The sequence below is a fragment of the Fibrella arboris genome, from assembly GCF_041321095.1.
GTDB lineage: Bacteria > Bacteroidota > Bacteroidia > Cytophagales > Spirosomataceae > Fibrella > Fibrella arboris.
Map to the genome: position 1 here is coordinate 1 of NZ_JBGGWE010000002.1, position 23,238 is coordinate 23,238.

At 52.6% G+C, this 23,238-nt stretch carries 19 protein-coding genes; 7 read left to right on the top strand and 12 right to left on the bottom strand.

Going from position 1 to position 23,238, the window contains the following annotated elements:
* Window positions 1–129 precede the first annotated feature (129 nt).
* Entirely contained in the window at window positions 130–1,467 is a 1,338-nt protein-coding gene (gene argH / locus ACAW75_RS02555; protein ID WP_370727101.1) for an argininosuccinate lyase, read from the bottom strand.
* A gap of 111 nt (window positions 1,468–1,578) precedes the next feature.
* Window positions 1,579–1,920 carry a DUF6970 domain-containing protein gene (locus tag ACAW75_RS02560; protein WP_370727102.1) on the bottom strand — a complete coding sequence of 114 codons (342 nt, stop codon included), beginning with the start codon at window positions 1,918–1,920 and terminating at the stop codon, window positions 1,579–1,581.
* 196 nt (window positions 1,921–2,116) lie between these two features.
* Here ACAW75_RS02560 and ACAW75_RS02565 point away from each other — a divergent pair, with 196 nt between their 5' ends.
* From ACAW75_RS02565 to ACAW75_RS02575, 3 genes are all read left to right on the top strand, one after another.
* Window positions 2,117–3,109, top strand: coding sequence for a type I phosphomannose isomerase catalytic subunit (locus ACAW75_RS02565; protein ID WP_370727103.1), 993 nt, complete (start codon window positions 2,117–2,119; stop codon window positions 3,107–3,109).
* 104 nt (window positions 3,110–3,213) lie between these two features.
* Complete coding sequence (locus tag ACAW75_RS02570) at window positions 3,214–4,569, top strand: hypothetical protein (protein ID WP_370727104.1); 1,356 nt, start codon at window positions 3,214–3,216, stop codon at window positions 4,567–4,569.
* Between the two features lie 83 nt (window positions 4,570–4,652).
* A complete protein-coding gene (locus tag ACAW75_RS02575; RefSeq protein ID WP_370727105.1) occupies window positions 4,653–5,450 on the top strand; it encodes an energy transducer TonB in 798 nt (265 codons plus the stop codon).
* Window positions 5,451–5,568: 118 nt separating this feature from the next.
* Here the strand turns inward: ACAW75_RS02575 and ACAW75_RS02580 are convergent, their stop codons facing one another.
* From ACAW75_RS02580 to ACAW75_RS02590, 3 genes are read right to left on the bottom strand one after another with little or no spacing between them, the layout of a single operon-like run.
* The gene (locus tag ACAW75_RS02580; protein ID WP_370727106.1) at window positions 5,569–6,384 is read right to left on the bottom strand and encodes a TIGR02757 family protein; all 816 of its coding nucleotides are present in this window, start codon (window positions 6,382–6,384) and stop codon (window positions 5,569–5,571) included.
* Window positions 6,385–6,437: 53 nt separating this feature from the next.
* Window positions 6,438–6,683 (bottom strand): hypothetical protein, encoded by a 246-nt coding sequence (locus ACAW75_RS02585; RefSeq protein WP_370727107.1) that lies wholly within the window; start codon window positions 6,681–6,683, stop codon window positions 6,438–6,440.
* A gap of 41 nt (window positions 6,684–6,724) precedes the next feature.
* Window positions 6,725–7,888 (bottom strand): LysM peptidoglycan-binding domain-containing protein, encoded by a 1,164-nt coding sequence (locus ACAW75_RS02590; protein WP_370727108.1) that lies wholly within the window; start codon window positions 7,886–7,888, stop codon window positions 6,725–6,727.
* A gap of 93 nt (window positions 7,889–7,981) precedes the next feature.
* On the opposite strand from ACAW75_RS02590, the gene kdsB reads away from it, so the two are divergent.
* The 3 genes from kdsB (at window position 7,982) to porX (ending at window position 11,368) form a co-directional block, all read left to right on the top strand.
* Entirely contained in the window at window positions 7,982–8,752 is a 771-nt protein-coding gene (gene kdsB / locus ACAW75_RS02595) for a 3-deoxy-manno-octulosonate cytidylyltransferase (RefSeq protein ID WP_370727109.1), read from the top strand.
* 64 nt (window positions 8,753–8,816) lie between these two features.
* The gene (locus ACAW75_RS02600) at window positions 8,817–9,677 is read left to right on the top strand and encodes a glutamate--tRNA ligase family protein (RefSeq protein WP_370727110.1); all 861 of its coding nucleotides are present in this window, start codon (window positions 8,817–8,819) and stop codon (window positions 9,675–9,677) included.
* A 113-nt stretch (window positions 9,678–9,790) separates the two neighbouring features.
* Window positions 9,791–11,368 carry a T9SS response regulator signal transducer PorX gene (gene porX, locus ACAW75_RS02605; protein ID WP_370727111.1) on the top strand — a complete coding sequence of 526 codons (1,578 nt, stop codon included), beginning with the start codon at window positions 9,791–9,793 and terminating at the stop codon, window positions 11,366–11,368.
* Between the two features lie 95 nt (window positions 11,369–11,463).
* Here porX and ACAW75_RS02610 read toward each other — a convergent pair whose 3' ends face one another.
* The 5 genes from ACAW75_RS02610 to ACAW75_RS02630 form a co-directional block, all read right to left on the bottom strand.
* On the bottom strand, window positions 11,464–11,664 hold the full coding sequence (locus ACAW75_RS02610) for a hypothetical protein (RefSeq protein WP_370727112.1): 201 nt from the start codon (window positions 11,662–11,664) through the stop codon (window positions 11,464–11,466).
* Between the two features lie 270 nt (window positions 11,665–11,934).
* On the bottom strand, window positions 11,935–12,333 hold the full coding sequence (locus ACAW75_RS02615; protein WP_370727113.1) for a DUF2267 domain-containing protein: 399 nt from the start codon (window positions 12,331–12,333) through the stop codon (window positions 11,935–11,937).
* Window positions 12,334–12,507: 174 nt separating this feature from the next.
* Window positions 12,508–13,587, bottom strand: coding sequence for a class II fructose-bisphosphate aldolase (gene fbaA / locus ACAW75_RS02620; protein ID WP_370727114.1), 1,080 nt, complete (start codon window positions 13,585–13,587; stop codon window positions 12,508–12,510).
* A 268-nt stretch (window positions 13,588–13,855) separates the two neighbouring features.
* Entirely contained in the window at window positions 13,856–14,554 is a 699-nt protein-coding gene (locus tag ACAW75_RS02625; RefSeq protein ID WP_370727115.1) for a SanA/YdcF family protein, read from the bottom strand.
* A gap of 69 nt (window positions 14,555–14,623) precedes the next feature.
* A complete protein-coding gene (locus ACAW75_RS02630) occupies window positions 14,624–17,266 on the bottom strand; it encodes a DNA gyrase/topoisomerase IV subunit A (protein WP_370727116.1) in 2,643 nt (880 codons plus the stop codon).
* A gap of 301 nt (window positions 17,267–17,567) precedes the next feature.
* Between ACAW75_RS02630 and ACAW75_RS02635 the strand changes: the two genes are divergently transcribed.
* Window positions 17,568–19,406, top strand: a complete 1,839-nt coding sequence (locus ACAW75_RS02635; RefSeq protein ID WP_370727117.1) for an ABC transporter ATP-binding protein — start codon at window positions 17,568–17,570, stop codon at window positions 19,404–19,406.
* A 13-nt stretch (window positions 19,407–19,419) separates the two neighbouring features.
* Here the strand turns inward: ACAW75_RS02635 and ACAW75_RS02640 are convergent, their stop codons facing one another.
* Window positions 19,420–20,337, bottom strand: a complete 918-nt coding sequence (locus tag ACAW75_RS02640) for a PhzF family phenazine biosynthesis protein (protein ID WP_370727118.1) — start codon at window positions 20,335–20,337, stop codon at window positions 19,420–19,422.
* Between the two features lie 116 nt (window positions 20,338–20,453).
* Window positions 20,454–23,144, bottom strand: a complete 2,691-nt coding sequence (locus ACAW75_RS02645) for a sodium-translocating pyrophosphatase (RefSeq protein WP_370727119.1) — start codon at window positions 23,142–23,144, stop codon at window positions 20,454–20,456.
* Between the last annotated feature and the right edge of the window lie 94 nt (window positions 23,145–23,238).

Consider the following 23,238-nt stretch of genomic DNA (forward strand, 5'->3'; position numbering starts at 1 on the left):
GTCGCCGCTCCAGCTTCGGTAGTTGTTGACGGGCGGATACTACCGGAGCTGGAGCGGCGACGCCCGCCCGGTTCGGCGCTACTTCAAAACCAGAAACGTACCTGTCCTGTTCCGATTTATCAGGATTGATTAGGCTAGCAAGGCCATTTCGGCGGCCTGCGCTTTGTCGGCACCGAACCCGGCTAGTGTCTGATTCATGAAGGATACGATCTGGTCATTCATCAGATTGCCGATGCTGCCTTCGTGCGTATGCTGCAGGTCACGGCGGGGGTGGTACGTATGCTCGGCGATCTCCTTACCAACGGTGCGGTAGGCTTCTCGGAACGGTACGCCATTCAGAACCAGTTCGTTAACGCGCTCCACGCTAAAGAGCAGATCGTACTTGCTGTCGTCGAGCAAGTTGGGTTTTACCTGAATATGGTCAAGCATATACGCGGTGATATCGAGACAATCGAGCAACTCATCGAAGGCAGGCATCAGCACTTCTTTAAGCAACTGCATGTCGCGGTGATAGCCGGAGGGCAGATTGCTCATCACCAGCGTCACTTCCATCGGTAGCGCTTTCAGCCGGTTGCACTTTCCCCGAAGTAACTCAGCCACGTCGGGGTTCTTTTTGTGCGGCATGATGCTGCTTCCGGTCGTTAGTGCGTCGGGCAGGGTCAGGAAAGCGAAGTTCTGGCTGTTATACAGGCAGACATCCATGGCCAACCGGGCCAGGGTAGTAGCTACCGTTGCCAGGGCGTTCAATGCCGTCTGTTCGGTTTTGCCCCGGCTCATCTGAGCGTACACTACATTGACGTGAAGGCCTTCAAAACCAAGTAGTTCGGTCGTGAGTGTCCGGTTCAGCGGGAACGACGAGCCGTAGCCTGCGCCTGAGCCCAGGGGGTTACGGTTGGCGTAGCGATAGGCTGTCTGAAGCGTCAGCATATCGTCGGCCAGCGCCTCGGCATAGGCGCCAAACCAAAGGCCAAACGAAGACGGCATGGCAATCTGCAGGTGTGTGTACCCCGGCAGCAGATCATCCCTGTGTGCTTCTGACCGTTGAATGAGCCGGTTGAATACGCGTTGGGTGGCCTCGGCAACCTGCCACAGCCGCGACCGGGTGAACAGTTTCAGATCAACCAGCACCTGATCATTCCGCGAGCGACCCGAGTGTATCTTCTTCCCTACATCGCCCAATGCCCGCGTGAGCAGTAGCTCCACCTGCGAATGTACATCTTCGACGTCATCGTCGATCACGAATTCACCCGACTGTGTGTTAGGGTAAATGCGCTTCAGTTCTGTCGCCAGTTGTTCGTAGTCGGTAGGTGAGAGCAGGCCGATTGTTGCCAGCATCTGCGCGTGGGCGAGGTTGCCCAGTACGTCGAACGGAGCCAGGTGAAGGTCCATTTCGCGGTCACGCCCAACGGTGAACCGATCAATTTCAGCGGCGGTTGATACGCCTTCTTTTTGCCAGAGCTTAGCCAACGAGTGAAAGAGTAAATGAGCGGCAGATAGACGCGCTCGTTTTTAATCCACAAAGGTCGCAAAGAAAGCTCGGGGGAAGCAAACAGATGGTAAATAGATTTACCAACCTGGTTAGCGTGTCTTTTGCCAGATTTCTGTTTTCTCCGTGGCTTCCGTGAAAAAATTAGCGCATCGGCCATCGCCCCCCGTCCACCCTCCACTCGGTGAACACAACGTCTGGCACGTATTGTCATATAGCAGGTTGGGAAAGTCGCAGCAGTCAGAGAGCGCAAGATATACATACCGATGCTGGTATTTGTAGCGCGTGATAGCTACAACGTTCGGGTACGTATTCAACTGCCCATTCTTCTGAATAATCGTTTGAATGCAGGCCGGGATGTCATTCGGCGTTGGCTCATCCCGTTGGCATGAGAGTAACAATGATAGTCCGATCAGAACAAAGTAAACTTTCATGGCGATAGATTTTGCCTGAAGATTCCTGCCTAAGTTGTTTAGTTGGAAGAAAACCAAGAATAATTAGCTGGGTGTGCTACTATGCCCGTGCTTTATAAAAGAGAACGAGACGAACAATCCGTTCCATATGCGTTTCTGCCCTTCTCAAACCCCACCCTATCTTTGCCGGTTGTTACGTAAAACGAAGCAAACTCCTATGCTGTACCCACTGACATTCACGCCGCTTTTTAAAGACAAAATCTGGGGCGGACACAAAATCAAAACCATTCTCGGCAAAGAATTCCCGTCGGGGCCATCCGGCCCCTTGCCCAACTGTGGCGAAACCTGGGAAATTTCGGGTGTTCCAGGCAATATATCGGTAGTGAAAGAGGGTACACTGGTTGGCGAAAGCCTGCAGGCCGTGCTGGAAAAATTTGGTCCTAAGCTGGTTGGCCAACACGTATACGAGCGCTACGGAAACGAATTTCCGCTACTCGTGAAGTTCATCGATGCCAATGATGACCTGAGCATCCAGGTACACCCGAATGACGAACTGGCTCATAAACGGCACAACAGCTTCGGTAAAACGGAGATGTGGTACATCATGCAGGCCGACCCTGGGGCTAAACTGAATTCAGGTTTTAGCAGGGAAGTCACCAAAGACGAGTACGTGAAAGCCGTTGCCGACAACACGATCACCGATCTTCTGAACATCGAAGAAGCCCATCCCGGCGACGTGTTTTTTCTGCCCGCCGGTCGAGTGCATTACATTGGTAAAGGGCTGCTGCTGGCCGAAATTCAGCAGACGTCTGACATCACATACCGCATCTACGACTTCGACCGGAAAGACGATAAAGGCAATACCCGTGAGCTACACACCGAACTGGCCGTTGATGCTATCGACTACACGTATCATGCTGAGTACAAGACACCTTACGAGAGGAAGCTGAACGAAGGCGTCAACGCTGTGACCAGCGATTATTTCGTTACAAATGTGCTCCGGTTCGATGAAGAAGTGCTCCACGACTATACCCACCTCGACTCGTTTGTGATTCTGGTTTGCGTGGAAGGCTCATTGACCATCCAGGCAACAGGCGGGTATTCGGTAGCGCTGAAAATGGGTGAGTGCGCATTGATTCCCGCTTCTGTAACATCCGTTACGCTCGTGCCAAACGGCAGCATGACGGTGCTTGAATCCTATGTGCCGTAGTGCCTTCGAGGTGTTCGCTAGTTATATACACTAATTTTAATTTGTGATCACTTTCCTTTTGCATACATTTCCTATACGATGAGTATGCTATAGGTGAGTTCTGCATGGGAAAGTGTGTCAAAAATTTGCGGTTGGTCCTGTTTGGCATCCTATGCATCGGGCTGCTAACGACCTGTGAACAGCGGCGGGACTTAACCCCGTTTACGGCGCCAGCAACGTTACCCAAAGAGAATGTAGTAGCGCCCGAAATCGTAGCGGTCAGTATACCAGACGTACCCAGTAGAAACATTCTGGTTGATACGGTGACCAACACCATCCAGGTGACATTACCAGAAAACTATTCGATTATCAACCCAACCTTATCATTCACATTTTCCTGTACGTCCTGCACTTTACCCGATCAGAGTCGCTCATTTTCCCTGCAATTAGCCCACATTGGCAGTGCCAGCCCTGTTGTGTCCAGACCAATTTATGCTGTTGCTCAAAACGCCAGCAGTAGTCTTTACACATTAAGTATAAAACCCACCGGGCTGTTTGCCGTGTTGGCTGGGTCAAACCCGGTAGCCGTTGAGGTAGGGAGCTACGAATTCCCTGGGTTAGAGGTGCGCAATTTTCTGGATTTGCAGTATACTGAAGCACTGCTGACGAACACTGAAACTGGTATACAACTCAAAACCTTTGCTGATTTCGAGCGGTCAGCTCCCCCTTTCATACCCCCTCGTTACGACAGAATTTATGTACGTACCAATGGCCTTTTACCTGGCCTCTACGATGTAACACTGACAAAGGCCGATGGCAGACAGGTTACGGTGCCCAGGGCAATTGTCGTTGTAAAAGGCAAGCCAGTGGTGACGGGTGTGCAATGGGCCATGGCCAATGAAGCGTTGGTACTCGTTCAGGGGGTTAATTTATACGCTGAATTCAACCCTGAACTAGTGCTGGCTACACGAAAAGGCGACGTTGTTCGCTTACCGATTTCAGCGTTCAATGAGCAAAAAAGAGAGGCCTTTATCCGCATACCGACTAGTGTTCCCCCAGGGAGTTATTCAGCAAGGGTGGTGTCGGCAAAAGGAGAATCGGCACTAACATCAAAAGTGCAGGTGCTGCGGTATGCCAATCAGCCGATTTTGTTGGATCTGAGAATCGGGTCAGCAGAAAATAGCGATTTACAAACGTTAAGCCTGCTCACGCCTTACAGATTGAGCATGTCCAGTATATCGCTCGTCAGAAAAGACCGACTGGTATTCACGCCTCTCAACGCGGGAAACGGTGCTTTCGAGATCCCAATAACCATTCCTGAGTCGTATTATCTTGCTGGCCCGGATGGTGGCGGAACCCCCATGTTCACGTTACCGGCAAGTACTCCGGCAGGTCGGTACCAGATTAGTCTACGGGTATACGACACGGAAACGACGTATCGGGACAGTGAGCCACTAGACCAGGAGTTTGTGATACACTGATCCTTGGGTTGTCCGGCTGGCTCTCTTCAGCCTGTGGATTGCCTGGCCAAACTGCATCAACACGGAAACTAAACTGTGTTGACATGGCAAACTTCGATGACATTCTTTTTGCGGGCCGTAACCAGGCCTATGGGGCTTTCGCCTTGCGGCAGGCCTATCGCCATACGCTGGGCCGCGCACTGATGCTGGGTACGTTGCTGTTTGTGGGCGCGTTACAGTTACCCGCCCTCTATAGCTGGGTAAAGCCTGATAAGCAGGCGTACATGAAGGAGATTACGCTGGAGGATGTAGTGCAGGAAACGCCGCCCGATGAGAAAATCGTTATTCCCCCTAAACAGGAGATGGCACCGGTCGTGGCTACTGTGAAGAACAGGGTGCCTGAGGTTGTTGCCGATGCGCCTGAGGAAAATCCACCAGTAGCTACCGTTGAGGAACTGGAGAATGCCACCTCTGGCCAAACAACCCAGGAAGGAACCGGCGAGGAAGAACTGATACTGGCGCCGGAAGCAACGAACGGCCCGACGAAGATCGAAAAGGCCGTGGAGACGCCCGAGGTGAAAGACGACGCGCCGTTCGTGACTGTTGAGCAGATGCCCGATTTTCCCGGCGGCCAAACGGCCCTGCGCGACTTTCTGCAGCGGACCCTGCGGTATCCGAGTGCGGCAAGCAACGCGGGCGTATCGGGCCGGGTCGCGGTAACTTTCACGGTCAATTCAGACGGCAGCCTGACCGATCTGCAGGTGTTGAAAGGGCTTGGATTCGGTACAGACGAAGAAGCGTTACGCGTACTGAAAGCCATGCCCCGCTGGAAACCGGGCCGCCAGTCGGGTCGGCCTGTACGTGTTCGCTTTACACTACCCATTACGTTTTCGCTGGAATAGAGAAGAAGGGCGTGTAAGCCTTATAGAAAGGTATTCTTACCGGCGTCTTCGCAGCCCACGGTAAGAATACCTTTCTATAAGGCTTACACGCTAATTGCTCCGAATCGGAGGTGAACCATTACATTTCTCCCTCGACCCCTAAACCAAACAGGGCGAAATCGTAACGAACGGGGTCGATAGGGTCAAATTGCCGGAGAAGGGTGGTCAATGCAACGGCGGCTTTCCAGTCTGTTTTTGGCGACTCGTCATTCTTGAGTGCCAGCAGACCCAGTTTGGCCGCGACCCGCCCAACATGAACGTCGATAGGAATGACCAACTGACCGGGGCGAATGCGCTGCCACAGGCCAAAGTCAACGCCCGCATCGTCGCGTCGCACCATCCACCGCAGGAACATAGTCAACCGTTTGCAGCCCGAATTACGGGCGGGCGTGGCAACGTGCTTCCGGGTACGTTCCGGGAAAAACAACTCGTGATCCCCTGACTGCCCACAAAAGCGATCGTGAAAAATCCGTAGATGCGGCTCCACGGTCTCGCTGTCTAGATTGTCGGCCGGTAGAAAGGCATCTTCCAATGAGTCATGCTTCAGGTAATACTGCTTCAGAAAATGCAGGAAATAGAGGGCATCAGTTGCGTTGAAGGTGCGGTGTTTGAAATTCAGAAACCGCCGCAGGTCTGAGTCTTCATGATACCGGACAAAGTCATACGGTACGCCTTCCATGAGCGTGATCAGCTCATTGGCTTTTTTTAGAATAACGGGCCGCTGGCCCCAGGCGAGCACTGCCGCCCAGAACCCCATGATCTCGATGTCCTGTAGTCGGGTGAATCGATGCGGGATACTGATGGGGTCGCGATCGATAAACGAAGGCTGGTTGTACTGCTGCGCTTTCTGATCCAGAAAAGCACGAACAGACGCAGGTGAATCGGGGAGGGGCATGGGTTGAATGGAACGAACGCCCGGTATACTGCACCAGAGCGGCAGCCGTTGTCCTATTTACTACGGCCACCGCTGGCGATCCAGGCACCCGCCCGTGAAATGCCTGACATGATGGCGAGTAAGGAGGAAATTACGAATGTGAAAATGGCGATGAACGGATAGGAGAGGATAAACAGCACGTTGAAGGTTTTAAACCCCGCTGATGCTCTCATTTTTGCGTCCCGTTCCTGATGACGACGGGCAAGCCGCTCTTCTTTTGTTTCCATAACTTTCATGAACTCATCGAGATTGATTGCCATTACCGCACAGCATGTGGAACGGCGACCAGTAGGATGACACCCTAATTTGAGTAGCTGACTTCTGCTCGAAAACGTTGCCCGTTTGGCGAAAGTTTCTCAAACGCCCGGCCCGACAGCCGAATCAGCACCTGGTTATTGATGCCTGTGTCGGGAAGCTTGCCAATTACTTTCACATACAAGCTCTGATTGGTGATGTCATTGCGCACCTGCACAAGTGTGCCGATGGGGGCCGAACGGTGCAAGGCCAGATATTTGGTGGAGGCGTCGTTGCCTTCAATAAGATCGGCGAAGCCTACTTCAGACTTTACATTGGCCTTACGGACGTTGGTTACTGGTTCGTTGTCGGAGCGAGGCTCGGTAGCTTTCGGCTCTGTTACCTTCTCGGTTGGTTTAGCGTCTGCGGGCTTTGCTTCGGCTGGCTTGGCTTTGGGTTTGGTGCCGGGCGTGGGAAGTGGGGCCGGTGTAATAATTGGCTTGGCCTCCAGTTTAACCGGTTCAGGCTCTGATGGTTTAGTGGAAGCAGGCTTTGGTTTGGTCGTGGCCGTTGCAGAGGCATTGTCCGCTTTTTTGGCTTCATACGCTTTCTCTGACACGATCAGGGACTGACCTACCTGGATACCGTCGGCGCCCAGGTCATTCCACCGGCGGATGTCGGCCATGGTTACGCTGTAGCGAACAGCCAGACTGTACAGCGTCTGACCCGTCTCGACCACGTGAATGCCCGTACCCGGGTTGGCTGCCGTTTTGGTGGCTGCTTTTTCGACTGGCTTCTCGTCTCTAGACTTAGATGCAGGCTCTGCCTTAACGACCGTTTTAGGAGCGGTCGCCGCTGCTTCTGCCGTTCGTTCGGCGGCTTTTGCCCTTTCTTTTTCTTCTTTTTTGAGCGCTTTTTCCGCTTCGCGTTGTTCCCTGCGCGATAGCGTCACGTCGGCAGCCATGGGCACGCGCAACAATTGATCGTAGCGTACAGAGTTATCGGTCAGATCTGGATTGGCCGCTTTGATGGCATCCACCGACGTATTATACCGGCGGGCAACGGCATATAACGTCTGGCCCTGGTCGACCCGGTGGAGCACAAACCGCTTTCCATCTTTTCGCTCAATTCCTATTGAATCAGCAGGGATAACGGATGAGGACATGGCGGCAAAGGACGCTGGTGCCAGGAGCAGGAAGGCAGGAAGAGCGAAGGTAAGTAAGCGATTCATGGTAGATCAGCAGCCCGACACTAACAAAATTGCAGGGGGCTTGTATCGTAAAACTAAATAGAAAAGCACTCATATTTGCAAGAAAACGCCTATATGGACATTCTTGGTATTATCCCCGCCCGATATGCATCAACCCGATTTCCGGCCAAGGCACTGGTTGATATTAACGGGAAGACAATGATCCGGCGGGTATATGAACAGGCTCGGCAGGCCGCCTCGTTAACTGCCGTCGTTGTCGCAACCGACGATAGTCGTATCTACGATCATGTGCAGGAATTTGGTGGTGAGGTCGTTATGACAGGAATGCACCACCAGAGCGGCACTGACCGGTGCCAGGAAGTGGTGGAAAAAGTAGGTGGAACGTACCCCTATGTGGTGAATATTCAGGGCGATGAACCGTTTATTCAACCCCGTCAGATTGACCTGCTGACCTCCGTACTGGATGGCACTACAGAACTGGCAACGCTTGTAAAAGCAGTCACAGACCCGGCTGTACTGTTGAACCCGAATTCACCCAAAGTGGTGGTGAGTCAGGCAAATGGCGAGCTGAAAGAGGCCCTCTACTTCAGCCGTCAGCCAATTCCCTACCAACGTAACCAGCCCGACGAGCCGCACGCCTGGTTCCAGCAGCATACCTACTGGAAACACATTGGCCTGTATGCCTACCGAACGGATATCCTGGCCCAGATAACCAAATTGCCTCCTTCACTCCTGGAAAAAGCAGAGGCACTGGAACAACTTCGCTGGCTCGAAAATGGCTACCGTATCCGTGTGGTCGAAACCGACCTGGAAAGCTACGGGATCGATTCGCCGGCAGATCTTTTACAAGTCACAGCGATCAATGAACAAGGACCGATTGGCTGAAGCTGATGTATGCCGGCCAATGGCTCCCTGCTGCCTCTTCACCAGCAATTGATCACTACCTGTCATGCTGTTCCGACTTGCTCCGACGCCTTCTGGCTACCTGCACCTGGGCAATGCCCTGAATTTTGTGCTGACCTGGCTGGCGGCCCGACAACGGGGCGCCAGGATCCTGCTCCGAATCGATGATCTCGATGCCGCTCGAAAACGAACGGAATATGTGGATGATGTTTTCCGCACCATTGACTTCCTAGGGCTTGATTACGATCTGGGACCATCATCGCCAACAGATTTCGAGGCTAACTGGTCGCAACATCACCGGATGGCCAGGTACGTTGATACGCTTGAGCGACTACGGGCGTCAGGTAGGGTATACGCCTGCGGACTCTCCCGTAAAGAGTTGACAACTTACGGGGCAACGTACCCGGCCCATGGCCGAAACCAACACCTGTTACTCAGTGAGCCCGGAGTCGCCTGGCGTTTCCGGGCTGAGGGCGGCGGGGCTGGTGATTTTGTGGTGCGGCGACGCGACGGGCTGCCAGCTTACCAGATTGCTTCGTTGACAGACGATCATGACTTTGGAGTAACGCACCTGGTCCGTGGCAACGACCTCGTTGACTCAACCGATCGGCAACGGCAACTGGCAGAGGTGCTCCATTGGGGGGGCTTCCTGCATGCGCAGGTCTGGCACCATCCCGTATTGACCGATCAGGCGGGGAACAAGTTATCTAAATCGGCGGGGCGCAGCGGCATGGCTACTGCAACAATCAGAGCCATTCGGGACCAGGGCAACGTACCTGATATGGTGTACAGGCAGGTGGCACAGCTGCTGAATAGTCCGGCTGATGTTGCCTCGCTGGCCGACTTACTGGCCTGGGGCGTTCCTGATGAGCTGTTCATGGCCGTTCAGACTGTTAAACTATCATAAACATAAACTGCGTGAACAGACTGGGTCGTTAACCGTTTAACTAACAGTGCTGACCTGCTAGGACCTGGCAGACGAATAACGCTTACTTCTGACTTTTCAGACTTCGAGTCTTTATGCAAAACTACACTATACTCTGGGCCGACGACGAAATCGATCTGCTGAAACCACACCTACTTTTCCTGAAAAACAAAGGGTACGACGTTACTCCCGTCAATTCGGGTGCCGATGCACTCGATAAGGTGGAGAGCGAAAAATTCGATCTGGTGCTGCTCGATGAGATGATGCCTGGCATGACGGGCCTTGAAACACTGGCGCAGATCAAACAGATGCGGCCCAATCTGCCGGTTGTGATGATCACCAAAAGCGAGGAAGAACATATCATGGAAGAGGCCATCGGGTCTAAAATTTCCGATTACCTCATCAAACCGATCAATCCAAGTCAGTTGTTGCTGTCGCTGAAGAAAAATCTCGATAACAAACGGCTGGTCACCGAGCGCACGAACATCGGATACCAGCAGGATTTCAGGAATCTGGCCATGCAATTCAACGACCGTATGGATTTTAATGAATGGTCGGATGTATACAAAAAGCTGATATACTGGGAGTTAGAACTGGATAGTGCCCAGGATAACAGCATGATTGAAGTGCTGAACATGCAGAAGAGCGAAGCCAACTCGAATTTTTGCAAGTTCATCATGGAGAACTACGAAGACTGGCTCAACGACCCGAAAATCGATAAGCCGATCATGTCGAACCAGTTGATGCGGAAGAAAGTGTTCCCACTCCTGAACACGACAGAAACAGGGCCGCCGAGTGCGCCGCTCTTTTTTATACTGGTCGATAACCTGCGGTACGATCAATGGAAAGTGATCGAGCCTATTGTGAACGACTTCTTTACGGTGCAGGAAGAATCTTCCTATTACTCGATACTGCCCACGACGACCAGCTTTGCCCGTAATTCGATTTTCTCGGGTCTGATGCCCAGTGAAATGGAAAAACAGCATCCAGACATCTGGGTAAACGACGATAATGAAGAGGCCGGTCTGAACAATCACGAGGACGAGTTCCTGAAACGGCAGCTTGACCGGGCTCGCTTAAACATCAAAACGTCGTATAACAAAATTCTGAATGTAGGGCAGGGAAAAGCGTTGGTCGACAACGTAAATAACCTGATGCAGAATCAGTTGAATGTCGTTGTCTACAACTTCGTGGACATGTTGAGCCACGCCCGTACTGATATGGCGATGATCAAGGAATTAGCCCCTGACGAAGCTGGCTACCGGAGCCTGACCCGCTCGTGGTTTCTGCATTCACCCCTGTTTGAACTGATTAAGAAGATCGCTGATAAAGGTGGTCGGCTCGTGATCACCACCGACCACGGTATGATTCGGGTACAAAAACCGGCCAAGATTGTGGGTTACCGGGAAACCAACACGAACCTGCGGTATAAGCAGGGCAAAAACCTTGGTTTCGATGAGGATCACCTGTTTGTGGCCCGTAAACCTGAACGGTTATTCCTGCCCAAGCCCAACGTATCGACCGCCTACGTGTTCACGACAGAATATTATTTCTTCGCCTACCCGAACAATTACAACTACTACGTCAACTACTACCGGGATACCTTCCAGCACGGCGGCATCTCGCTCGAAGAGGTGATCATTCCCTTCGTGTACCTGACGCCGAAAAAGTAGGCAACGTACCTGCATACCTACCACCAGCAATGGCCGCTACAAGACATAGCGGCCATTGCTGGTGGTAGGTATGGTTGCAGAGCCAGAAGAACGCCCTATCCAGCCATGTCCTGTTGCCACTTATTTAGCTGTGCAATTGTGGCGGGTAGTATCGATTTGGCGTAGGGCTCGTCGGGTATGCGCCCCTTCAGAATGGGCAAGAGCTCAGTCTGCAGGTCGAAGTCGAGGGCGTTCGACCGGGCCATTTCGAATGCTAGATAGGTAATTGTATCATTCAGCTCATCGAACTCAATCACACAATCTACGGCTTTGTCAGACTGCCAAAAAGCTGATGTGTTCACCTACAGTACAGCAGTTCCTTGTCTGAATAGGTCAGCTGGCGAAGGTGACAGGCATCCAGGCAAACGAAGACCGCTAGGAGCAGAAAAAAACGGGACATATAATGATCTACTAATTGATCAAATATAGGTCAACGTGTTTTGTAAAACAGAACGTACCCAGCTATCGATGGTAGTGTCAACCTACTCTCGATAGCTGGGTACGTTCTGTTAAGTACGTCCCAATGGTCACAAGCTGCCCGCCGTTTCGAAAAGTGGCGCGTAGTCATCCGACAACGTACCCGCAATTTTCTGGATCTCGCCAGCCGTTACCATCTGGCCGAGGAGCTGCGCAAACTGGTGGGTGTATCGTTTGCCCGTTTCGTCATCCACACCCGCGCGGTCGGCTACGCGTTCGTAAAATTCGGTCAGCTTGAAGCGTTCTCCCTGGTCGCGATCCTCCGGGCCGATCTCCCGGATAATGTCGAGAAGCTGGGCGGGTAATTGCGCCCCGAGGTTATCGGCTGCGTTCCCGGCGAGGTGATCGGTCAAGGTGTGCAGGAAGGCCCGGCTAATGGTCAGAACCGCTGTCTCGGTCGTTACCCCAAGCTGCTCTTTTGCTGCGTGCACAAATTCTGGATACTGCATAATATTGGTCGACTAAATAGGTTATTCTACATCAACCTCACTATGCCCAAAGGGTTTGCTGAACCGGTGTAAAAAAAGCCCATCAGTCAGTAAAGGCTGATGGGCTGAGGGTAGGCCGAAGCTTTAACTCGTTTACTATTTCTCGCCCGAGGCTGGAGCTTCGGCCCTATATCCTTACGCCAGGCGGTTAATGCAATTGAGGTCTTCAAAGGCCGTTTTCAGGCGGGCTACCATTGTTTCTTCACCTTTACGCAACCATACGCGTGGATCGTAATATTTTTTGTTTGGCGAATCAGGCCCTTCCGGATTACCAAGCTGGCTTTGCAGATACCCTTCTTTCGCTTTATAGTAGGCCAGTACACCCTCCCAGGTCGACCACTGCACGTCGGTATCGATGTTCATTTTCACCGCACCGTACTGGATCGCTTCCCGGATTTCGGCGCGGGTCGAACCCGAGCCACCGTGGAATACAAAGTTAACGGGTAGCGGACCGGTGCCGAACTGCTCGATGATGTAATCCTGCGAGTTCTTCAGGATGATCGGCGAGAGCTTCACGTTGCCCGGTTTATACACGCCGTGTACGTTACCGAAAGCAGCCGCAATGGTAAAGTTTGGCGATATCTTGCTCAGGTGCTCGTAGGCATAAGCCACTTCGGAAGGCTGGGTATACAACTTTGAGTCATCAACGTCTGAGTTGTCAACGCCGTCTTCTTCACCACCCGTTACACCCAGCTCGATTTCCAGCGTCATGCCCATCTTGGCCATCCGCTCAAAATAGGTGCACGAGATCTCGATGTTTTCTTCGATTGGCTCTTCCGACAAATCGAGCATGTGCGACGAGAAAAGGGGCTTGCCCGTTTGGTCGAAATGCTTTTCAGAGGCCGTTAGCAGGCCGTCGATCCAGGGAAGGAGTTTTTTAGCGCAATGGTCTGTATGCAGAATAACGGGAACACCATATAACTCCGCGATATTGTGAATGTGCAGGGCGCCCGATACTGAACCGGCGATTGCTGCACGCTGGCCTTCGTTCGAGAGCGATTTGCCTGCATAAAAAATACCGCCGCCGTTCGAGAACTGGATGATAACAGGTGAGTTCACGGCTTTGGCCGCTTCCAGTACGGCGTTTACCGAATTGGTCCCAACCACGTTGACTGCCGGTAAGGCATAATCATTTTCATTGGCATGGCGGAAAATCTCTGAAACACCTGCGCCCGTGATAACACCGGGCGAAAAACGGGTGGCTACTTCGCTCATAGAAGAGGTTTTTTGAACTTTAAAAAGAAAAAATTATGTCAAAGGTAGCAGTGACGAAGTGGAGGCTTTACAGCACCGCAAAGTACAATTTTCGGCCTGAATTATTGCCACCCCCGTTGACGAGGGCGGCGGGACTGCTCTATTTTTCGACAGGCTTGCAGCATTGACCAGGCTTTGATATCCTGAAAAGCGGCGTGAAACCGAAGCTTTGTTGGAACCTGAACACGCCGGCGATTCCACCCGGATAGAACCGGTTGCCAAAGTCGGCTTACAATTTTTTGTTACCCGTCTCGGGCTGCGGACGCAGTAGGTGGACGTCAAGCATCGCCAGCGGACGAGCCATGTACTCACGCAAAAGCGTCTTCAGCGAATAGCCATCAGGTACGTCCTGCGCTGCAAAGGCAACAGCATTGATTCCCTCATGGTTGCCGATGTACAGGGCGCGGGCATTGTGAAAGTTCTGGGAAATAATCGTGATATGGTGCTGCTTGAAGACGTCTTTACACCGCAGTATAGAATCAAACGTGCGGTACCCGGCATAATCGGGAATCATCACGTCGGAGGGGACGCCCAACTTCAGCAACGCTTTCTGCATATCCTCCGGTTCATTATAAAACTCAGAATCGTTGTTGCCACTCAGGATGAGGTACTTCACCTTGCCTTCTTTCCAGAGCCGGGCAGTTGCCTCCATCCGATACCGAAAAAACAGATTTTCTTTTCCGCCTTTTACAAAACGGCTGGTTCCTAATACCAGACCCACGTCATTGGCCGGTAAACCGTTCAGATCAAAATAAATCTGCGATCTCGTGCTGTAAACTACCCACCAGTTGCACAGTAAAACAAGTAAAATGCCGCCAAAGCCAATTGCGATCCCCACCTTCACCACACGTTTCCACGCCCGCACCGAGAGCCGGTGCGAGAGCCGCCGACGGGCGGCTACGCGGTCAATGTGGCGGACAGTGATCATCTCGTTGAGGGAATGGTTTCAGGCTTTTCGTCTGCCTAAAAGCCTGAAACCTTCCTTGGCCTACTTTTATTAAAACAAACCTAACTGAATAACTGCTTCTGTCTCTTCTGTAACCGGCTCATTGCCTGCCGGGCTAACGACGGGAAAACTCGCTATCGATTCGACCGGTTTTGGCGCCAGGAGTTTAACTTCTTTCACTCTGACATACGGTAATTTGGTGCCCAGGGCTTTCCAGCCACGAACATCAGCCGTCTCGGCAGGCTCAAGGATCACTTTTTCAAGCGGCGCTTTATCTTTCAACTGATACTGTACCTCAATACGCGGTAAAGCGTCGGTTGTTGCAGCGAGCAGTTTGGACCCCTTCACATCGCCGATGATACTGAACTTCTTGTCGATGGTCGTGGTCTCCACTTTGAAACGTTTCACATAATATAATTTCTGAGCCGCTTCGTAATAGAGCGTTGAAATTACCGTTTCGGGGTCGAACTTCTGTACGACAAGAATATCCGATGGTTCATACCGGTTTGTAAGGTCGAAACTGGTCAGTTCATAGTCGCCATTTTTGTAGACAACCAGAATGCTGTCCTTGGCATCAAAGTTGCCAAGCAGCCGGCCCCGCTCATCCCGATTCAGGCGGCCCAGGTGGTCGTCATACCAGATGTCGGTTCCGCCAAGCGTTGATGAACCCGCCGATTTCTGAACAATCTTCCTGACCGAATACTTCGTCAGGATATTGCCCTGCGCTGAGCGGTTCTTGATTCCGATAGGGGCAAAATCGAAGTCGAACTGCTTCAGTTTAGCCGCGCTTTGGGCTGTCAGGCTGACGGTGATCACTTCGGCTTCGCCGTTGTCATTGGCGGTGAAATAGGTGATCTTCGATTTCGGATTGCCCATGGTCAGGTCATATTCCCGGTCGCGGGTAACGGCGGTAATCGGGAAGCGTTTGGCCATCGAGATACCTGATTTGCCGTCGAGATAAATCAGGTTGTATACCTTACGCTCGTCGTTTTTCTTAAAGACGGAGGCGTAAATGATATCTTTCCCGACAAAGGTTTTTTCCTGAATTTTGGTCACCAGACATTTGCCATCCCGCCGGAAGATGATGACGTCATCAATGTCCGAGCAATCGCTGATGAACTCGTCTTTTTTCAGCCCGTACCCAATAAAGCCCCCTTCACGGTCGACGTATAGTTTCTGGTTGGCGGCGGCTACTACATTGGCCGCGATGGTGTTAAATGCCCTGATTTCGGTACGGCGCTCGCGGCCTTTGCCATACTTCTTCTGCAGGTCTTTAAAATAATTGATCGCATAACGCGTCAGGTTGGTCAGATTGTCTTCAACGTCGGCCAGTTCCTGTTCCAGTCGCCGCATGAGTTCATCCGCCTTAAAACCGTCGTACTTCGAGATCCGCTTGATCCGAATCTCGGTCAGGCGGATAAGGTCATCCTGCGTAATATCGCGGTAAAACAGCTTCTTGTGCGGTTTGAGGCCCTTATCGATGGTTTCGAGTACCGCCTCGAAGGTTTCGCACTCTTCGATTTTACGGTAGATACGATTCTCGATAAAGATTTTCTCCAGCGAGGCGTACAGTTGTTTCTCCATCAGTTCGCCACGACGGATCTCCAACTCCTGTTTCAGCAGGGCTACCGTCTGCTGGGTATTGTACCTCAAAATCTCCGATACGCTGACGAAATGCGGTTTATCGCCGATGATGACACAGGCATTCGGAGAGATGCTTACTTCGCAATCGGTGAAGGCATACAAGGCGTCGATCGTGACATCGGGCGAAACGCCGGGTTGCAGGTGCACGATGATCTCGACCTCTTTTGCCGTGTTGTCAACCACGGCGGCAATGTTCTTGCCGGGTGATTTGATACGGATTTTACCCAGTTCAGCCGCTTTGACAATCGAGTCGCAGAGCGTGGTGGTCGTCACTCCGTAGGGAACATCGCGAATGGCCAGCGTTTTTTTGTCGATCTCTTCAATGCGGGCCCGTACCCGGACTTTACCGCCCCTATGTCCGTCATTATAGTTGCTGACGTCGATATACCCGCCTGTCTGGAAATCGGGGAAAAGCGTAAACGGCTTGTCCTTCAGAATGGCAATCGAAGCGTCGAGCAGTTCGTTGAAATTATGCGGAAGAATTTTTGTCGAGAGGCCAACGGCAATTCCGTCGACTCCCATCGCGAGGAGCAGCGGAAATTTAACCGGCAGCGTGACCGGCTCTTTTTTCCGACCGTCGTACGAAAGCTGCCATTCGGTGGTGTCATTATTGAACACCACGTCGGCCCCAAATTTCGACAGACGCACCTCAATGTACCGCGCCGCGGCAGCACCATCGCCGGTCCGCACGTCGCCCCAGCTTCCCTGGGTATCGAAAACGAGTTCTTTCTGACCAATATTGACCAGCGCTTCATTGATTGATGCATCACCGTGGGGGTGATATTGCATGGTTTGCCCGATCACGTTGGCCACCTTGTTGAAGCGCCCATCGTCCATTTCTTTCAGGGCGTGCAGAATCCGGCGTTGAACGGGCTTTAAACCGTCTTCGATGGCAGGAACGGCACGCTCCAGAATAACATAGGAAGCGTAATCGAGAAAATACGTTTCGTAGAGGCCCGACACCACGGTTTGGTCGTGCAGGACTTCTTCGGTTTCATGAGTGTTTGTTGTTGTGTCGTCAGACGGTTCCTGATGTTCGTCGTTCACCATGTAGCAGCGAGGTGTTAAAAATACCCTGTTATACCAATACTCAGTATGTCTGTAGGGTGGCGTATTCTGGCAAAATGTTTACCCCCTAAAGATACGAAAAAACGGCCAAAAATCCACGTAGAGGCCTAATTTGTCCGTTTCCAAGGAGTTTGACAGATCGGTGTCCCAAAATGAACCCTATCTGCAGCTGGTCCTCAGCGCCAGCTGAAATTCAGATTAATTTTATATCTATCACGGTAGGGTAAGTAGTGAATATGCTCGAATAATCGCATCTTCGTCGTACCGTAACGACACTATCTTCATGAAAAATCCTTACGTGGCATTACTCCACACCGCGTGGCAGTATGCTCGTAACCAACGGGGCCGCTACCTGGGCGTATATCTCCTGTTTATCTGTGCCAACCTGGTGGGTGCAGCACATCCGCTTCTCTTCGGCTGGTTTGTCGACCGCATTCAGCGTGATGCCGGGTCTGTACTGCCTGTTACTCTTCAGTTCGGGGGCTTGTTTATCGGTCTCAAGCTCCTGGAGTGGGCCTTTCACGGACCCGCCCGCGTCATGGAACGGCAACTGGCCTTCGATGTCAGTCGAAACTTTCTGCAGACGCTTTATCAGCAAACATTACGCCTGCCCGTTGCCTGGCACAAGCAAAATCATAGCGGGGCCACGATCAACCGGCTGAACAAAGCGTATGTAGCCCTGAAATCGTTTTTTCAGAATGGATTTACCTACCTACACGTGGTGGCCAAATTCACACTGTCGTTCGGGGCCATGCTTTATTTCGCCCCCCTCTATGGCAGCATCGGCCTGGTATTGGGCGCTTTTACGGTCTGGATCATCCGGCGGTTCGATAAGCCGTTTGTGCAGGCGCTGGAAGAAACCAATGAACGGGAGCACCACCTGGCCTCGTCGCTTTTCGATAGCCTGTCGAATATCGTGACGGTGATCACGCTTCGGCTGGAAGGACGCATGGAAGAACGGCTACTCGACAAAGTATCGGCTATTCGTGTTCCGTTTCGCCGCGAAATCAGGATCAACGAATGGAAATGGTTTGTGGCCACGATGATGATTGCGATTGTGTACATCGTGATCACGGTTGGGTACGTTCACGAACACCACGTACCTGGCTCGGTCTTTTATGTGGGCGGGCTGGTCACGTTGCTCGGATACGTCAACCAGTTCACCAGTGTCTTCAGTGATGTGGCCTGGCAGTATACCCAGATCGTGCAGTACAACACCGACGTGCAAACTGCCGCGACTATCGGGGAAACCTTTCGGCAGCACCGGGGCCTGGCTGCCAGCGAAGAACTGACCTTGCCAAGAAACTGGCAATCGCTGTCAATTGAGCGCCTGTCGTTTGTTCATTCGGGCAGTAACGTACCTATCGACGACGCTGCCATACCTACAGAAGCCCGTCGGCCCGCCTCGTTAACGAACCTGACGTTGCAACTGAAACGCGGAAAACGAATTGCATTGATTGGCGAAAGTGGTTCAGGCAAAAGTACGCTGCTCACCCTGCTGCGCGGATTGTATCCGCCAACGGCGGGTGCCCGGCTGAGCGTGGACGGTGATGAGTCCGTCGATTGGTCGGCCATAGGGTCCACCGTCACCCTCTTCCCGCAGGAGCCAGAGATTTTCGAGAACACAGTCGCCTATAACATTACACTGGGTTTGCCTTTTCCGCAGCACGAGGTCGACGAAGTGTGCCGACTGGCCTATTTTGCCGATGTAGCCCGGTATCTGCCAAACGGACTGGAAACGCCCATTCAGGAAAAAGGCGTGAACCTGTCGGGCGGGCAGAAACAACGTCTGGCCCTGGCGCGTGGTATTCTGGCCGCCCGGGAGAGCGACATCGTGTTGATGGATGAACCCACCAGCAGTGTTGACCCCAAAACAGAATACCACATTTACCACAACCTGCTGGGTGCTTTCGCGGATAAGGTCGTTGTGTCGTCGTTACACCGGCTTCATCTACTGCCCATGTTCGATTATATCTACATCATGCGGGAGGGCGCCATGGTCGATGAAGGTACGTTCGTTGAACTTCGGCAACGTTCGCTGATTTTCAAGGAAATGTGGCTTCACCAGGCCGATTCGGTGAATCGGGTTAGGGAAGAGGCAACGGTAACGGTCAGCGTCTGACAAAAGCAGCTGGTTAACTGTACCACTTGCCTTCGGCAATGAGCTGGGTACGTCCGCCCACCAGAATCCGGTATTGCCCTTCCTGTCTGTCTCCTTTCAGGTAGATATACGACGGGCGGCCCAGTTGAAAGCCCTGCTCAATGGTGGCCGTTACTGATTGGCGCTGGTGTAACAGTAGATAAGCCAGCAGGCAGCCATTGGCGCTTCCAGTCGCGGCATCTTCAGCTACATGACCGTTTTCCAGTAAGAGCATCCGGGTTGAAAAACTGTTGTCGGCTTCGTACGTTTCGGGAGTGACAAAAAACAGGGAGGTCGAATGGCCTGTGCTACTGTTGGTCCGGTACTTTTTTCGCTTATACAGAAAGGCCTGAAATGCATCGTAGGTCAGCGAGAGGGTTTGCAAGGCGGCCAGGCTTTTCAGTGGAATAATGATGTAAGGGAGTCCCGTGCTGATCTCCTGAATGGGTAAGGCCCGGTCGAGTTGGCCAGGATCGATACCCAGTTCGCTGGCCACCTCATCGGGGTTGAACAGGTCGCGAAACTCCGGTTGGGCCTGCTGCATGAACAGGATACTGTCCGACAGGGAATTCGGGTCAATGATGGTGATCGGGATGTCGGCGTGGGCCAACTGCAACACCAGCCTGTCGGGTACGTTGGGTACTAGAAAACGGGCGATGATATACGCCGTACCAAGGGAAGGATGACCGGCAAAGGGGACCTCGTGTTCAGGGGTGAAGATGCGTACGCCAAACTGCTGATTATTCTGATTTGTCCGAATGAACGTTGTCTCGGCAAAGTTGATTTCTCTGGCGATCTGCTGCATTTTCCCGTCCGATAAGCGCTGGTCGAAGTCAACGAAAACCGCGAGTTGATTTCCCTGATACTGTTCTGTTGCAAAGACATCGACGATGTAGTAAGGAATGCCGCTCATAAAAGGGGGGGGGAAGGAACTGGGTGACTGGCAATTAGGCGGAAGCTCGCCACCTAAAAAAGGCGGCCCCGCCTTCATAAGAAAGCGAGGCCGCCTGGATACAAGTTCAGTAACGTCTATTTTTTCGTAACCCGAATGGAGATACGGCGATTCTTAGCGCGACCTTCTTCGGTATCATTCGAAGCCACCGGATGTTCTTGCCCATAGCCTTCTGCTTCTAATCTACTAGTGGCAATACCGAGTGCTACCAGTTCATTTTTTACTGAATGAGCGCGGTTGCCCGAAAGTTTGAGGTTCGCATCGGCATTGCCTGTGTTGTCAGTGTAGCCACCCAGCTTAATGGTAACGTTTGGGTAGGCTTTCAACACTTCGGCAATGTTTGACAGTTGCTCCTGCGATTCGGGTTTCAACGTAGCCTTACCCGTTTCAAACGTCAGCCGGTCGAAATCGAACCAGGTGGTCTTGTCAACAGGTTTGTCTGATTTGATAAACGAAACCAGGTTTGCTTCTACACCCGTGGCGTTCACACCTTTCAGCGATACGGCACCCAGGTTGATGTCGATAGGCGTGAACTCGCGGTTAGGCGTGCTGACGTCCTTGTTATCGGCCGCGGTTGACTCTTCCAACGGCACCTCGGTACCCGCCGCTGTTTTTCCTTCTTTGTTGAAGCCAGGTACGTCTGCTGATTTGATCGCGATATAAGGAGCAATGACCAGCGATACGATCGACATCAGCTTGATCAGGATATTCATCGATGGGCCAGACGTGTCCTTGAAAGGGTCACCAACCGTGTCGCCCGTTACGGAGGCTTTGTGTGGCTCCGACTTTTTGTAGTACATCTCACCGTTGATCAGCACCCCTTTCTCGAATGATTTCTTGGCGTTATCCCAGGCACCACCGGCGTTGTTCATGAATATACCCATCAACACGCCTGATACGGTTACCCCAGCCAGCAGGCCACCCAGTACCTCAGGCCCGAAAATAAAGCCAACGATAATGGGTACTGAAAGCGCGATGGCGCCGGGCAGGATCATTTCACGAATCGAAGCCTGGGTCGAGATCGCCACGCATTTTTCATACTCGGGCTTGCCAGTACCTTCCATAATGCCCGGAATGTCGCGGAATTGGCGACGGACCTCTTCAACCATCGACATGGCGGCGCGACCTACGGCGGCAATCGCCAGTGACGAGAAGATGAACGGAATCATGGCCCCCACAAACAGCCCCGACAGGACGTCGGCTTTGTAGATATCGATGGCAGAAATGCCGGAAATACCCACAAAAGCGGCAAACAGGGCCAGGGCCGTCAGGGCCGCCGAAGCAATAGCAAAGCCTTTTCCGGTAGCGGCGGTGGTGTTACCCACAGCATCCAGAATGTCGGTCCGACCGCGAACTTCTTCGGGCAGGTAGCTCATTTCGGCAATACCGCCGGCGTTATCAGCAATGGGGCCAAAGGCGTCGATGGCGAGCTGCATGGCAGTGGTGGCCATCATACCGGCGGCTGAGATAGCTACCCCATAAAGACCGGCAAAATGATACGACGTATAAATGCCCGCGGCCAGCACAAGGATGGGCAGCACTGTTGATTCCATCCCCACGGCCAGCCCGCCAATGATGTTGGTAGCTGCCCCCGTTGCCGATTGACGGATGATTGACATGACCGGCCGACGACCCATTGCCGTATAATACTCGGTGATGGTCGACATCAGTGCGCCAACGACCAGTCCGGTCACAATGGCGTAGAACACATCCAGGCGGTCGAATTCAACACCGCGAATTTCTAACGTACCGGTGGGCAACACGGCATTTACCAGAAAATACGAAGCCACAACCGTAAGAATGATCGAGCCCCAGTTGCCCAGGTTCAGCGCGCCCTGAACGTTTCCGTTATCGTCTTTTACCCGAACGAGATAACAGGCCAGGATGGAGAAAATCAGACCCATACCGGCAATCAGAACGGGGAGCACAATAGGAGCGTGGCCAACAATATTGCTGGCTTCTGGAATCCGAATTTCGCGGCCCAGTACCATGGTCGCCAGAATAGTGGCTACGTACGAGCCAAAGAGATCGGCGCCCATACCAGCTACGTCACCGACGTTATCGCCCACGTTGTCGGCAATGGTAGCGGGGTTGCGTGGGTCGTCTTCCGGAATGCCGGCCTCCACTTTACCAACGAGGTCAGCCCCCACGTCGGCGGCTTTGGTGTAGATACCGCCCGCCACCCGGGCAAAGAGCGCAATTGATTCGGCACCCAGCGAGAAACCGGCCAGTACTTCCAGTGCCCGTTCCATAGGCACGCCGTTTACATCGCCGAAACTGCCTCCTGAGTTGGCAACGAAGTAGTTATAGAGTAAAATAAAGAGTACGCTCAGACCCAGTACGGCCAGGCCAGCCACACCGATACCCATCACCGATCCACCCGTAAACGATACGTCGAGGGCGCGGGTGAGGCTGGTACGGGCCGCATGGGCTGTACGGACGTTAGCTTTGGTGGCTACTTTCATGCCGATGTAGCCGGCAAAAGCCGAGGTGAATGCACCAATGGCAAAGGCCACACCGATAAACCAATGTGAGTTTTCGACCTGCGACCCCGCGAAGGCCAGCACTGCGGCTACGATCACTCCAAAGATGATCAATACCCGCCATTCTGCTTTCAGGAACGCAATGGCTCCATCGGCAATGTAACCGGCAATCTCCTGCATGCGTGCATCGCCAGCTTCCTGCCGGTTTACCCAACTAAATTTGGCGATCATCACCACCAGCCCCACTAAACCTAGCAGCGGTACGATGTAAAGACTATTATTCATATTTGACTAAGAAAAGGTTGTTTGAATGGGCGCAAAGATAGAATTTGCCGTAGCATATACACGGTTAATGAGCCTCAATTTTGACTTTTAACAG